The organism is Flavobacterium sp., from assembly GCF_031422135.1.
GTDB lineage: Bacteria > Bacteroidota > Bacteroidia > Flavobacteriales > Flavobacteriaceae > Flavobacterium.
In genome coordinates this window covers 31,756-46,144 of the sequence record NZ_JANOQD010000006.1, presented here as the reverse complement: position 1 = coordinate 46,144, position 14,389 = coordinate 31,756, and the positions used below count along the sequence as shown (strand labels likewise).

General features: G+C 32.2%; 15 protein-coding genes. 3 read left to right on the top strand and 12 right to left on the bottom strand.

Annotated elements, in window-relative coordinates:
• The 3 genes from rpmF to pdxA form a co-directional block, all read right to left on the bottom strand.
• A partial coding sequence (gene rpmF / locus RMO70_RS01335; RefSeq protein WP_310554622.1) for a 50S ribosomal protein L32 occupies window positions 1–168 on the bottom strand: 168 nt, incomplete at its 3' end.
• 9 nt (window positions 169–177) lie between these two features.
• Window positions 178–723 (bottom strand): DUF177 domain-containing protein, encoded by a 546-nt coding sequence (locus tag RMO70_RS01330; protein ID WP_310554621.1) that lies wholly within the window; start codon window positions 721–723, stop codon window positions 178–180.
• Between the two features lie 84 nt (window positions 724–807).
• Window positions 808–1,857, bottom strand: coding sequence for a 4-hydroxythreonine-4-phosphate dehydrogenase PdxA (gene pdxA / locus RMO70_RS01325; protein WP_310554620.1), 1,050 nt, complete (start codon window positions 1,855–1,857; stop codon window positions 808–810).
• 56 nt (window positions 1,858–1,913) lie between these two features.
• Here pdxA and RMO70_RS01320 point away from each other — a divergent pair, with 56 nt between their 5' ends.
• Entirely contained in the window at window positions 1,914–2,504 is a 591-nt protein-coding gene (locus RMO70_RS01320; protein WP_310554619.1) for a riboflavin synthase, read from the top strand.
• Between the two features lie 8 nt (window positions 2,505–2,512).
• Here RMO70_RS01320 and RMO70_RS01315 read toward each other — a convergent pair whose 3' ends face one another.
• The 6 genes from RMO70_RS01315 to RMO70_RS01290 form a co-directional block, all read right to left on the bottom strand.
• A complete protein-coding gene (locus tag RMO70_RS01315; RefSeq protein ID WP_310554618.1) occupies window positions 2,513–4,036 on the bottom strand; it encodes a response regulator in 1,524 nt (507 codons plus the stop codon).
• Window positions 4,036–4,524 carry a Rab family GTPase gene (locus tag RMO70_RS01310; protein WP_310554617.1) on the bottom strand — a complete coding sequence of 163 codons (489 nt, stop codon included), beginning with the start codon at window positions 4,522–4,524 and terminating at the stop codon, window positions 4,036–4,038. Before RMO70_RS01310 ends, RMO70_RS01315 begins: the two co-directional genes overlap by 1 nt.
• Window positions 4,517–5,326, bottom strand: coding sequence for a cell envelope biogenesis protein OmpA (locus RMO70_RS01305; RefSeq protein ID WP_310554616.1), 810 nt, complete (start codon window positions 5,324–5,326; stop codon window positions 4,517–4,519). Before RMO70_RS01305 ends, RMO70_RS01310 begins: the two co-directional genes overlap by 8 nt.
• Before the next feature lie 12 nt (window positions 5,327–5,338).
• Complete coding sequence (locus tag RMO70_RS01300; protein ID WP_310554615.1) at window positions 5,339–5,701, bottom strand: fructose 1,6-bisphosphatase; 363 nt, start codon at window positions 5,699–5,701, stop codon at window positions 5,339–5,341.
• Between the two features lie 141 nt (window positions 5,702–5,842).
• The gene (locus RMO70_RS01295) at window positions 5,843–7,384 is read right to left on the bottom strand and encodes a glycine--tRNA ligase (protein WP_310554614.1); all 1,542 of its coding nucleotides are present in this window, start codon (window positions 7,382–7,384) and stop codon (window positions 5,843–5,845) included.
• Window positions 7,385–7,438: 54 nt separating this feature from the next.
• Window positions 7,439–8,290, bottom strand: coding sequence for a hypothetical protein (locus RMO70_RS01290; protein WP_310554613.1), 852 nt, complete (start codon window positions 8,288–8,290; stop codon window positions 7,439–7,441).
• A 71-nt stretch (window positions 8,291–8,361) separates the two neighbouring features.
• On the opposite strand from RMO70_RS01290, the gene RMO70_RS01285 reads away from it, so the two are divergent.
• Both RMO70_RS01285 and RMO70_RS01280 read left to right on the top strand, forming a co-directional pair.
• Complete coding sequence (locus RMO70_RS01285; protein WP_310554612.1) at window positions 8,362–9,045, top strand: ComF family protein; 684 nt, start codon at window positions 8,362–8,364, stop codon at window positions 9,043–9,045.
• Window positions 9,046–9,132: 87 nt separating this feature from the next.
• On the top strand, window positions 9,133–10,776 hold the full coding sequence (locus RMO70_RS01280) for an Ig-like domain-containing protein (protein ID WP_310554611.1): 1,644 nt from the start codon (window positions 9,133–9,135) through the stop codon (window positions 10,774–10,776).
• On the opposite strand, the gene RMO70_RS01275 is transcribed toward RMO70_RS01280, so the two are convergent.
• From RMO70_RS01275 to RMO70_RS01265, 3 genes are all read right to left on the bottom strand, one after another.
• The gene (locus RMO70_RS01275) at window positions 10,769–11,533 is read right to left on the bottom strand and encodes a nitrilase family protein (RefSeq protein WP_310554610.1); all 765 of its coding nucleotides are present in this window, start codon (window positions 11,531–11,533) and stop codon (window positions 10,769–10,771) included. The two genes, RMO70_RS01280 and RMO70_RS01275, sit on opposite strands and share 8 nt — an antisense overlap.
• A gap of 73 nt (window positions 11,534–11,606) precedes the next feature.
• Complete coding sequence (locus tag RMO70_RS01270; RefSeq protein ID WP_310554609.1) at window positions 11,607–12,368, bottom strand: succinate dehydrogenase/fumarate reductase iron-sulfur subunit; 762 nt, start codon at window positions 12,366–12,368, stop codon at window positions 11,607–11,609.
• 4 nt (window positions 12,369–12,372) lie between these two features.
• Window positions 12,373–14,382, bottom strand: coding sequence for a fumarate reductase/succinate dehydrogenase flavoprotein subunit (locus RMO70_RS01265; protein ID WP_310554608.1), 2,010 nt, complete (start codon window positions 14,380–14,382; stop codon window positions 12,373–12,375).
• Window positions 14,383–14,389: the final 7 nt, after the last annotated feature.

Genomic DNA, 14,389 nt, shown 5'->3' with positions numbered 1-14,389 from the left:
AACTACTTGTCCTCTGTAGTACATTTTACCTTCATGCCAGTAAGCTCTGTGGTATAAATGCGCTTCACCAGTTATTGGGCAAGTTGCTATTTGAGCAACAGTTGCTTTATAGTGAGTTCTTCTTTTGTCTCTTCTTGTTTTGGAGATCTTTCTCTTAGGATGTGCCATTTTGCAAAATTATTTATCCGTTAATAGTGTTTTCAATTTGTCCCAACGCGGGTCGGTATTCTCTTCTTTTATTTCTTTTACTTCTATTGAATCTTTTACTTTTATTTGATTCAGTTTATCTAGCGCTTCCGACTGCAATGTGCCATCTTTTACGCCTGGGTGCACTTTTTTTAGTGGTATTGATAAGACAATCATTTCATAGATATACTGTGAAACATCTATTTGATGTTCTCCAATTGGCAATATGAGCAATTCCTCATTGTCATTATTGAATTCTTCACCAAATCGAACTACTAAATTCAAATTGCCTTTTATTGGCAAATCAAATTCTTCGCTAGTTAAATCACAAGGTACGTTTATAGTTCCTGAATGTTTGAATGTTACTTCAAGCATTGTGTTTTTCTTTTCTAATACTACATTTACTTTGATGTTGGCGGTTTCGAATTCGTCATACTCAAAGTGATCAAAGAACTTTTTATTAATTTGATATTCAAATTGATGTTTACCTAGCTTTAACCCTACGAAAGGAATTAAAAATTCATTTGTAACTTTCATCTTGATAACAATTTGTCCCTTTATTCGGGAGTGCAAAGATATAAATAATTTACAAAATCAAAAGCCTTATGAACATTTTTTTGTTTATAACTGCTTTTCTTTTGTTTTTAGTGGCTTTGCGGTTAATTCTTTATACTCGTTTCTTGATTTAAAAATATCAATAGCTGCATAAATTGCTTCTGTAAACGAATTGTGATTTGCAATTCCTTTGCCTGCAATTTCAAAAGCGGTTCCATGGTCTGGCGATGTTCTCACTTTGTTTAAGCCTGCTGTGTAATTAACGCCTTTTCCAAAAGATAAGGTTTTAAAAGGTATTAATCCTTGATCGTGATAGGTTGCGATAACTGCATCGTATTTTTCATATTGATTGCTTCCAAAGAAACCATCGGCTGAAAACGGACCAAAAACCATTATTCCTCCTTCAAAAATCTTTTTTAATGCTGGCTTTATCAATTTGTCTTCTTCATCTCCAATCACACCATTGTCGCCAGAATGTGGATTGAGTCCTAAAACAGCAATTTTTGGTTTTCTGATGCCAAAATCTTGAACTAACGATTTGTTTATTGTTTTTATTTTTTTGCGAATTAATTCTTCTGTTAAATGTTTTGCTACTTCGTTTAACGGAATGTGATCTGTAAGTAGGCCTACACGTAAATTGTCTTGTATCATAAACATTAAAGCGTCACCTTCTAGTTCTTGATCTAAATAATCAGTATGTCCTGGGAATTTAAAATCTTCGGATTGAATGTTTGATTTGCTAATTGGTGCTGTTACTAAAACATCAATCATATCTTCTTTTAATGCTTTGGTGGCTGCTACAAAGGATTTTATAGCATATTTTCCAACTTCTTGATCTGCTTTTCCGTATTCAATATTTACACCTTCACGCCAAACATTTAAAACGTTTATTTTACCAATAATCATTTGATCCAATCTGTCAATTCCGTGTAAAGCGGCTGTTAATTCTAGGTTTTTTTTCAGAAAAGAAAGAATTTTTACATTTGCAAAAATAATTGGAGTGCACAATTCTAACATTCTTGGATCTTCGAACGATTTTAGGATGACTTCGCTTCCTATTCCGTTCAAATCCCCAATAGATATACCTACAATTATATTTTCTGGTCGTTTTGTCATCAGTTGAATAAATTTATTGCTAATTTTGATGCAAATTTACTAAAATAAAACCACTAATGTTCACAGGAATCATAGAAACTCTTGGAAGTATTCAAGAACTTAAAAAAGACAACGATAATCTTCATATTACAGTTAAATCAGCTATAACAAAGGAGCTTAAAATAGACCAAAGTGTGGCGCACAATGGTGTGTGTTTGACTGTTGTGCATATTGAAAATGATAGTTACACTGTTACAGCAATTCAAGAAACCATCCATAAAACTACTATTTCTGATTGGAAAACGAGTGATATTGTTAATCTGGAACGCGCTATGAAACTTGGAGACAGACTTGATGGACATATTGTACAAGGTCACGTAGATCAAATTGCGGTTTGTAAAAATATCGAAGAAGCTAATGGGAGTTGGTATTTTACTTTTGAATACGATGCGTCTTTGAATAATATTACCATCGAAAAAGGCTCTGTTACTGTAAATGGGGTTAGTTTGACGGTAGTTAATTCCAAAACAAACGAATTTAGCGTGGCTATAATTCCTTATACCTATGAGCATACTAATTTCAATTCTTTTGTTCTAGGGACTAAAGTGAATTTAGAATTTGATGTTATTGGGAAGTATGTGGCGAGATTACACAATTTACATCAATAAAAAAGCACTTATTTTAATTTCAAAACTGTGTATATTGAAGTGAAAAGCTCTTGACTTGAAAAAGGTTTTAGAACGTAATAATTTACTTTTAATGCTTTGCATTTTTTTCTTTCATCGCTAGATTCTACAGCAGTTAGAACTATTATGGGCGTTTTTTTTATTTTTTTATTATCACTACCTCTAATTATTGTAATTGCTCCTATTCCGTCAAGAATTGGCATGTGCATATCCATAAAAATTAAATCATAATTCTCTTTTTGAACCATTTCTACGGCTACCTTACCATTGCTTGCAATATCCATATAAAAACCTGCGTGATCTACAAGAAGTTTCATTAAAACCAATTGGTTTATTTCGTTATCATCAACAATCAAAACATTGATTTTTTTATTAATTTCAACTTTTTTAAACGGCTGAATGTTTTTTGGTTTTTCTGTTTTTTTAACATCCAATTCAAATGGTAAAAAAATATTAAATACAGTTCCAATATCTTTTTTTGATTCAAACCGTATGCTTCCATTAAGTAGTTTGACAACGCTTTTTACAATTGACAATCCCATACCTGAACCCTCAATTGTAGTGTCGTGGGCTTTGCTGAAACTTTTTCTTAATTGTTCTATCTTATCAGCTTCAAAACCAATTCCTGTATCTTTTATAATTAAGTTCAAACCTGTTTTACTAGGGCTTATATTATCAATTTTAATTTCGAAAATAACTTCTCCTGTGTTGGTAAATTGATACGCATTTTCAAGTAAATTGATAATAACTTGCAGCACTCTATGTTTGTCCCCCAAGAGCTTGTTAGGAATTTTTGAAGGTTTTATAACTTTAAAATGAATGCCTTTTAGCAAAAATTTATTTTGGTATAAGTTTTCTACATTAGTTACTAAATCATCAAACAAAAAGGGTTTTATATCAAAATTTAATTCGCCTATTTCAACTTTAGACAAATCTAAAACATCATTTACTAGTCGATTTAAATGATTCATAGATAACCTTATAGTCTTTATTAACTCGTTTTGCTCGAAAGTTAAACTTCCCTTTTGAAACAGCCCTAAAAGTCCCGCTACAGATGATATTGGAGTTCGTAAATCTTTGGTTATACTGGCAAGAAACTTGTTTTTTATTATCCTTTCATCTTCAATTTTTATTAATTTTTGACTTTCAAAAAAGTTTTTGATAAAAACCTCATTACGTTGTTGGGTAATCTCTTGTACATCCTTATAATGTTCTGATTGGTCAAAAATTAAAATGCTTGGGTTTTTGATTTTATTGCCAGAATCAATGATAATATCTGCTATAAATGTTTTTTCAACCACTTCAAGATGAACGGTGTTGAAATAAACCTCATCGTTGTCTTTTTGGAATAACGTAGAAATAATTTCAAAAAAAGGATGAAAATTCTGTATACTCTCTTTGGGTGTAACTACAAATAACTGATTGTTAGAATTTAAAATAATTCCATCTTTATCCAATTCAATAGTTTGAATTTTGTTCGAAAAAAATTTATGTATACCTTTTATTTCGTTCATTATTTCAGCAAATCAATTCCTAATTTTTCGAAGATAAACTCCACATTTTCTCCAGTTTTAGCGCTCGAAAAGAAATGTATGGACAAATTGTTTTGTTTTAACTCTTGTTCAAATTCATTGATGTCTATTAAATCACTCTTGTTGGCGACACTTACTATTGACGCTTCAATAAAATTTGTTTTTATATATTCTATCTCATTATTTAGGTTCACATAAGTCGAGCTTCTTGTGGGATCTATAACATAAATAAAACCTGAGGTTCCTAATAAATAGGAAGGTCTAATTTGTTCTATATCTTCTTTTCCTTCAATATCCCAAATAATAAATGTAAGGTTCTTCCCTTCAATAGTAATTTCTTTTTTAAGGATTTGAACGCCAATAGTTACTTTGTAATCATTGGAAAATGCATTGTGAACAAAACGTCTTATCAAGGATGATTTTCCAACGCCAAAATGCCCCACTAAAACTATCTTTTTGGAATTATTCATTGTCTGTTAAATCATTTAAACTTTTGGCAATTTCGGCGGCATCCGAAAGATTGTTATTTATTACTTTTTCAGCAAAATCAAAAAGACGATTCTCTAGAATCTCCTTGTAATTTGAATCAAAAATCCCTGAAACGACAACTGCCATATAGTAAGCTGAAAAATTTTGGATATGAATATTATACAAATCATATTGTATTAACTCCAAACTTTGATCTTTTTTAGAGAAGGCATCTTCGACAAAACTCTTAATTGCTGTGAGCATTCCAGCAATCATATCATCATCAACACTATCGGTATTTGATGACGAAGCCATTAGTAAGCCAGAGCCTTTTTCGATTACAAAAACTTGCTCAATTTTAGATTTAGAGTGTTCACTAATAATAATGTCGTTTTCTGAAACACCTGTGAATATAGATTTTATTTTGCGTTTCAACCCTTTTATTGAAAAAGTGTTTTGCACTTGACTGTTTATAGATTCTGACAAAAGTTTCATTTCTTGCTGAATGTATTTCTTTATCATTTTTCCAATAATTGGAAATAGCGCTTCCACAACCTGATCTTTGGAATTTTTTATTTGGTCTGCCAATGCTTCGGTTATGGCTGGACCTAATGTTTTGGGTACTGCTGCTGCAAAAGCAGCAATTTTTTTATCAATTATAGGATTGACTTTCTCTGATAAATTATCTTCAATATTGACCGTGTTTTCTAGCGACTCTAGTTTTTGCAAAATTTGATTGGCAAAATCTCGGTCTTCATCAAGCAATAATTGTTTTAATATTGATAATTTATTGGTATCAGTCATTATAGAAAGAATTTAGTCTTTCATTATTTTTTCGCCAAGCGAAACCAGCATCGTTCCGAGTGTGTTTCTATCTACTTTTTTATGATTCAAATTGTCAATTTTATCATTCATAGTATCTTCCAAATCAGTAATTCTGATGTTTACATCGGTAGATAAATTATCTATCAGAGTGTTTAACTCTTTGCTGGTTTGTTCTATAAACGATTCTAATTCTTCCTTTCGTTTTTCAATAAGTGCTTTTATAGAATCGAAATCGGTATTGATTTGTTCTATGTTTTCTCCAAAAATTAAATTCTTTATGGCTTCCAATCTTTGTTGAGATTCAAGTGGACTTATAGTGTTGTTTTCTTGTTCTTTTGCCTGATTTTTTGACATAAATAGTTATTTTTTGATTCGTAAAATGTAAATATAATGAAAACGTTAAACAAATTTATTTTTTTAGTATAAGAAATTTAAACACAAACAAAAATCCCAAATCCAAATATTTATTGGGATTTGGGATTTATTTTTTGAATTTTACATTTTCATCAACCAATTTCGCATCGAAACTTCATTGTTGATTATTTCTCTCAACTCTATGATTTTCACACGATCTTGTTTCATAGAATCACGGTGACGAATGGTTACCGTTTCGTCTTCCAATGTTTGATGATCGACCGTGATACAGAATGGCGTTCCCAAAGCATCTTGTCTTCTATAGCGGCGTCCTACAGCGTCTTTTTCATCATAAGCCACATTGAAATCCCATTTTAAATCTTCTATTATTTTTCGTGCTACTTCGGGCAATCCATCTTTTTTGACCAGTGGTAAAACAGCTGCTTTAGTTGGTGCTAAAACTGATGGCAATTGCAAAACAGTACGTGTTGAACCGTCTTCGAGTGTTTCTTCTTTTAAGGAATTGGAGAAAACTGCCAAGAACATTCTATCCAATCCTACTGACGTTTCTACTACATAAGGTGTGTAATTAGCATTGGTTTCCGTGTCAAAATATTGTAGTTTTTTGCCCGAAAATTTTTCGTGTGCTTTTAAATCAAAATCGGTGCGGGAGTGAATTCCTTCTAATTCTTTAAATCCGAAAGGAAAATTAAACTCAATATCAGCAGCTGCATTAGCATAATGCGCCAGTTTCTCGTGATCGTGAAAACGGTAATTTTGTTTTCCTAAACCAAGTGATAAATGCCAGTTTAAACGTGTTGTTTTCCAAAACTCATAATAGTGCATTTCTTCTCCTGGTTTTACAAAAAATTGCATTTCCATTTGTTCAAATTCTCGCATACGAAATATAAACTGTCTCGCCACAATTTCGTTTCTGAAAGCTTTACCCGTTTGCGCAATACCAAAAGGAATTTTCATTCGTCCAGATTTTTGAACGTTTAAGAAATTGACAAAAATACCTTGTGCTGTTTCTGGACGCAAATATAAATCCATCGCTGAATCGGCTGAAGCACCTATTTTTGTGCCAAACATTAAATTGAATTGCTTTACTTCAGTCCAGTTTCTAGACCCTGAATCTGGACAGGCAATTTCTAGCTCTTCGATTAATACTTTTACATCATCTAAATTTTCGGTTTCTAGAGAATGTGCCATTCGTTCTAGAATTTGTTTTTTCTTAGAAAGATACTCAACCACACGAGCATTAGTGGTTATAAATTCCTGCTCATTGAAGGCATCTCCAAAACGTTCTTTTGCTTTGTCGATTTCTTTTTGCGCTTTTTGGTTTAATTTTTCGGCATAATCTTCAATGAGAACATCTGCTCTATATCTTTTTTTGGAATCTTTATTGTCTATTAAAGGATCATTGAAAGCATCAACGTGACCTGAAGCCTTCCAAGTCGTGGGATGCATTAATATTGCAGCATCGATACCCACAATGTTTTCGTGCATTTGCACCATCGACTTCCACCAGTATTCGCGAATGTTTTTTTTGAGTTCAACTCCGTTTTGTGCATAATCATAAACAGCACTTAAACCATCGTAAATTTCGCTTGATTGAAAAATAAATCCGTATTCTTTTGCGTGCGAAATCACGTTCTTAAATAAATCTTCTTGTTTTGCCATAGTATTGCAAAAATAAGAAAAGAGACTACACCTTTTGTATAAAGTTAAAAAAAATTATTTTAAAGTGAAAAAAGTATTCCCAATTATATGAGTTCCTGACAAAATGTTAATTTCATAGTCTCCTTTAACAATATCTGATTTGTTTGGATCAACAAAAACGCAAACTTCTAACTCTTCATTGTCATAGTAAATATTTGTCTTTGCGCTATAAAAAAGTGATTTATCTCCTATTTCTAAATTTTCTCCGTTTTTACTTACTACGTTGTTCTTTGGATTAATTATTTGTACAAAAATATCTTTATTCCCTTTTAAAGTAGCTTTGTTTTCTTGAAGCGTGAAGCAAACCTTGATTTGTTCAGTAGCATTAAAACGTTTGGTTTCTATGATATTATTTGAAACAATTTTTATCCCATTTGCATATACATTCATTGCAGTAAGGCTTTTTGATAGCTCAATAATGTTTTCGTTTCTATTATTTACCCTGTTTAAATCCTTGTTCTTATTAACTAAAATATTAATTTGGCTTGCGAGCAAACTATTGTCTTGATTACCTAATTTTAAAAGCATTTTTAAAGAATCAATCTTTTTGAGTAGGTTTTTATCAATTCTTAAATTTTTTACAAGTGGGTTTTTGTTATTTAAACCAGTTTTGCTAAAAGTTAAAAGTTCGTTTTTAGGATTTATTTTTGATGCTGTTAATTTTTTGTTTTTAAGCAACTCAGCGTCGTAGCGATCAAAAATTTCTTTTAAATCGTTCGTATAGGTTTTTTTGTCTAACTCAATTGCTTCTTTTAATTTTTGATTTTGATTTTTTACTTCAAAATATTTCACAGCAAATACTAGAGCTGTTGAAACAAAAAATATTGAAGTAAGCTTTATCATAGCTAGTGATGTTCTTACAGTCATATTTGGGGATATTTGTAATTTTTACTAAATTTAATGTTTTTTATACTTATAAACATAAAATATCCGATTAAATGCTAAAAAAACTGTTAAAAATATTTTTTCCGAAAGTCTGTTCCGGTTGTTTAGAAATTCTTTTAGAAAATGAAAATAGCATTTGTATATCCTGTAGACATCATATTCCACTTACAAATCATACGTTAGGTTTTCAGAATGAGGCTAATAATAAATTTTATGGAAGAATCCAAGTAAAATCAGTTACTGCAATGATGTATTTCCACAAAAAAGGTATAGCACAAGAGCTTATTCACAATTTAAAATACAAAAACCATCAAGAGATTGGCACTGTTTTAGGAAATTGGTATGTTGATGAATTAAAAAGCAATAAGGTTTTGGAAACAGTCGATTTTATAATACCCGTTCCATTACACAAAAAGAGATTTTCTCAACGGGGATACAATCAAATAACCACTTTTTGCACTGCTATTTCTATTGGTTTAAACAAAACATTGAATGATTCGTTGCTGTTTCGAAAAGAATATTCGATTACACAATCCAAGAAAAACCTTAAAGATAGAAATTCAGTTTCAGAAGACACTTTTGAAGTTTACTTTTCAGAATTGCATCACAACAAGCATTTTTTACTCGTTGATGATGTTTTAACTACAGGCGCTACTCTTGAAGCTTGCGGAAAAAATCTGTTGAAAATACCTGGAGCAAAATTAAGTATTGTAACTATAGCAATGTCTCAGTCATAAATTTATTAAAAAAGGTTAAACATATTTTAATAAATTTCGTTTACACTAAATATAGTTGTTATTTTGTAGTGATTAAATTGGATTTTGATGAAAAAATTAAAGAAACTTAGTTTAAGTTTTATTGTACTTTTAATAGTTGCAAGTTGTGCCAAAAGAGGAACGATTACTGGTGGAGATAATGATATTTTGGCTCCAAAAATTACGATGAGTTCCCCTAAAAATTACACTACAAATTTTGATAAAAATACCATTAAAATAACTTTTGACGAGTATGTAAAAACAAAAGATGTTCAAAAACAGTTGATTGTCTCGCCACCTATGACAACACCTTTGACCATTTCACCTCAAGGTAGCGCTAGCAAATCAATTACTATTAAGATTAATGACACCCTAAAAGCAAATACTACTTACAGTTTTAATTTTGGTCAGAGCATTGTAGATTTTAACGAAGGGAATGCTTTTAAACAATTAAAGTATGTTTTTTCAACAGGGTCTTTTATTGATTCCCTCTCGGTTGAAGGACTCATAAAAGATTCTTATGAGAAGGCAACAGAAAATTTTGTTAATGTGATGTTATATGAAGTGGATGAAAAATACAATGATTCTTTGATTTTTAAACAAACGCCTCGTTATGTGACCAATACTCTTGACAGCTTGAAAACTTTTAAAATTGAAAATATTAAACCGGGGCAATACAAACTAGTTGCACTCAAAGAAAGTAGTAATAATTATAAATTTGACCCTAATAAAGACAAGATAGCTTTTTATACTCAAACCATTACTGTCCCAGACAAATCACTTTTTGAATTAGAATTATTTAAAGAACAAGCTGTTTTCAAGACTAAAAAACCGTATCAAGCGTCCTCAAATAGAGTAGTTGTTGGTTATGAGGGAAATGCTAAAAACATCAAAATAGACACCAAGTTTACAGGGACTATTTTAAAAACAAAAATGACTAAATTTCCAGAAAAAGATTCGTTACAAGTTTGGTTTAAACCCATCAAGTCGGATTCATTACAACTTAATATCGAAAACGGAAAGTATAAAGAAGAGTATGTTCTAAAAATCAAAAATCAAAAACAAGACACCTTAAGTTTGAGCTCGAAACAAACAGGTATTATAAATTTGAAAGATCGGTTTTTAATAAACACTTCCATTCCTTTAGAAAAATTTGACTTAACTAAAATGTCATTGATAAAAAAAGATTCATCAAAAATTGTTTTTACTACTACTTATGATGAATTCAATCAAAATTTAGAAATTATCTTTGCTAAAGAACCTGCTGAAAAATATTCGTTATCATTCCTGCCAAAAGCTGTTGAAGACTATTTAGGTCATAGTAACGATAGTATAAACTTTAATTTTTCGACAAAGAATATAACCGATTATGGCAATTTGAAATTGAATTTGCAAAACGCAAAATCGTTTCCTGTAATTGTAGAATTAACAGACGATAAAGGGAAAATTCTGGCTACCGAATATTCTGAAACAAAATCAGTTGTAGAATTTACATTACTTGAACCTAGAAAATATTCTGTGCGTTTGGTTTATGATAACAACAAAAACAAGCTTCGTGATACAGGAAATTATCTAGAAAAAACACAGCCCGAAGAAGTGGTTCATTTTCCTACAGAAATTGATGTTCGAGCCAATTGGGATGTCGATCAAGCCTTTGATTTAAGTCTAAAACCTATCTTGAAAAACGAAGCGAAAAAAGAGCCAGTTAAGTAATTTGAAAAAAATCTCTGTCATTTAGAAAATTGAGGTTTTTACGAGTTTCTAGCATTGTGTCTTTGTCTAATTCGGTGATGAAAACACCTTCTTTTTCTTGAGGTTCAATAAGGTTATTCCCTAAATAGTCTATTACTTGCGAATGCCCAATATATTCGTGATTGTTTGCATCAAGACCAATTCTATTAACTCCAATCGTGTAACACATATTTTCAATTGCTCGCGCTTTGAGTAAAACATCCCAAGCATTGATTCTTAGTTTTGGCCAGTTGGCTACATAAATCAATATGTCATAATCTTCAGTATTTCGAGCGAAAACTGGGAAACGCAAATCGTAACATATTAATGGACAAATTTTGAAGCCTTTATATTCTACAATCAATTTTTCTTCTCCAGAAGTATATGTTTTGTCTTCTCCTGCGAGTGAAAACAAGTGTTTTTTGTTATAATATTGCACTTCTTCTGAAGGAAAAACAAACACCAATCGGTTGAAATAGTTTCCATTTTCTTCGATTACTAAACTTCCTGTTATGGCACAATTTTTAGTCTTTGCTAACAATTTGAGCCAAGAAACAGTTTCTCCTTGCATTGTTTCAGCAACGTTTTTTGGATTCATTGTAAAACCTGATGTAAACATTTCGGGAAGCACAAATAAATCAATAGTTTCGTTTGTAGAATTGATTTTTTGCTCGAATATTTTCCGATTATCGGTTGGGTTTTCCCAAACTAATGAAGATTGAATAATGGCTATTTTCATTTTATAAAAGTAATAAAAAGTAAAAACGCATTCAAATTACTGAATGCGTTTTTTAGACATTTTATGTAAACATTTAAAGCACACTGGCCTTCAAAAATTCTCTATTCATTCTTGCAATATTTTCTAACGAAATTCCTTTTGGACATTCCACTTCACAAGCTCCAGTATTGGTACAGTTTCCAAAACCTTCCTCATCCATTTGGCGAACCATATTTAATACACGTTGTGTTGCTTCTACTTTACCTTGTGGCAATAAAGCATATTGCGATACTTTGGCGCCTACAAAAAGCATAGCGGAACCGTTTTTGCAACTAGCTACACAAGCGCCACAACCAATACAAGCAGCTGCCATAAAGGCTTTGTCAGCATCTTCTTTTGGAACTGGAGTCGCATTGGCATCAATAGTTCTTCCTGAAGTATTTACAGATACGAAACCTCCTGCTTGCTGAATTCTATCAAAAGCACTTCTATCAACGACTAAATCTTTGATTACAGGAAAAGCTTTGGAACGCCATGGTTCAATGAAGATAGTATCGCCATCGTTAAATTTTCGCATATGTAATTGACACGTTGTGTTTCCAGTATCTGGCCCATGCGCTCTACCATTTATGAATAGCGAACACATACCACAAATTCCTTCACGACAATCATGATCGAAAGCTACAGGCGATTCTTTTTTTATAATTAATTCTTCATTCAATTGGTCTAACATTTCCAAGAATGAACTGTCTGTAGATACATTATCTAATTTATAATCTACTATGTTTCCTTTGTCTTTAGCATTTTTTTGACGCCAAATTTTAAGGTTTATATTGATGTTTTTTGCTTTGCTCATGATTCTATTTGTAATTACGTGCTGCTATTTTAATAAACTCATATTTCAATTCTTCTTTATGAAGTTCCGATTTTGTAATATCGTCACCTTTATACTCCCAAGCACCTACGAATGAGAATTTTTCGTCATCACGTAAAGTTTCACCTTCGCTATCTTGGTATTCCTCTCGGAAATGACCACCACAAGATTCTTCTCTTTGTAATGCGTCCATTGCCATTAGTTGTCCTAAATCTATCAAATCAGCAACGCGTTGTGCTTTGTCTAATTCTGGGTTGTACTCATCTGCACTACCTGGAACGTAAACATCTTTATAAAATTCTTCTTTTAGTTGGGCAACATCAACGATGGCCTGTTTTAAACCCGCTTCGTTACGACCCATTCCTACTTTATTCCAAATAATATTTCCTAAACGTTTGTGGAAATGATCTACGGTTTTAGATCCATTATTATTTAAGAATTTAGAAATACTGTCTTTTACATTTTTTTCTGCTTCTGCAAATTCTGGTGCATCCGTAGAAATTTTTCCAGTTCTAATTTCATCTGCTAAATAGTTTGAAACGGTATAAGGCAATACAAAATAACCATCCGCTAAACCTTGCATTAAAGCAGATGCTCCTAATCTGTTGGCTCCGTGATCAGAGAAATTAGCTTCTCCTGCAACGAAACAACCTGGTATAGTTGATTGTAAGTTATAATCTACCCAAACACCACCCATTGTATAATGTACGGCTGGATAAATTTTCATTGGTGTTTCGTATGGATTTTCGTCGGTGATTTTTTCATACATAGTAAATAAATTACCATATTTTTCCTCAATCCATTTTTTTCCTAAAGCAATTGCTTTTTCATCAGTAGGATTTTGATCTCCCTGTGTAAAAGCAGCTTGTTTTCCTTTGTTTAAAATTTCAGTAGAAAAATCAAGATAAACCCCTTCGTTAGTATCATTAGCTTCTATTCCATGACCTGCATCACACATTTCTTTTGCTGCTCTAGAAGCCACGTCACGAGGTACTAAATTTCCAAAAGCTGGATATTTTCTTTCTAAGAAATAATCTCTATCTTCTTCAGTTAATTGTGTTGGCTTTAATTTCCCTTCACGAATAGCTGCTGCATCTTCTTTCTTTTTTGGTACCCAAATTCGGCCAGAATTACGCAATGATTCAGACATTAATGTCAGTTTTGCTTGATTGGTTCCGTGCACTGGAATACAAGTTGGGTGAATTTGCACAAAACAAGGATTGGCAAATAAGGCACCTTGTTTATGTACTTTCCAAGCAGCAGTTACATTGCTTCCCATTGCATTTGTGGACAAGAAGTAAACATTTCCGTATCCTCCAGAAGCAATAATTACAGCGTGAGCCGAATGTCTTTCTATTTCTCCAGTAACTAAGTTACGAGCAATAATTCCACGAGCTTTCCCGTCAATTTTTACTAAATCGAGCATTTCGTGACGGTTAAACATTTCTACAGTACCTTGACCAATTTGTCTTGATAATGATGAATAAGCACCTAGTAATAATTGTTGCCCTGTTTGTCCAGCGGCATAAAAAGTACGTTGTACTTGTGTTCCACCAAACGAACGATTGTCTAGCATTCCACCATAATCACGAGCAAAAGGAACACCTTGCGCCACACATTGATCAATAATATTGGATGAAACTTCGGCTAAACGATGCACGTTTGCTTCACGAGCACGGTAATCGCCACCTTTTATAGTATCATAGAATAATCTGTAGGTTGAATCACCATCATTTTGGTAATTTTTTGCTGCGTTGATTCCTCCTTGTGCCGCAATAGAGTGTGCTCTACGTGGCGAATCTTGGAAACAAAAAGCTTTTACATTGTAACCCATTTCTGCTAACGATGCAGCAGCCGAAGCACCTGCCAAACCAGTTCCTACAACGATAATATCAATTTTAGGGCGGTTGTTTGGCGCAACAAGTTTTAAGTGGTTTTTATGATTGGTCCATTTTTCAGCTATTGGACCTTCTGGTATTTTTGAATCTAACTTCATATTGTAT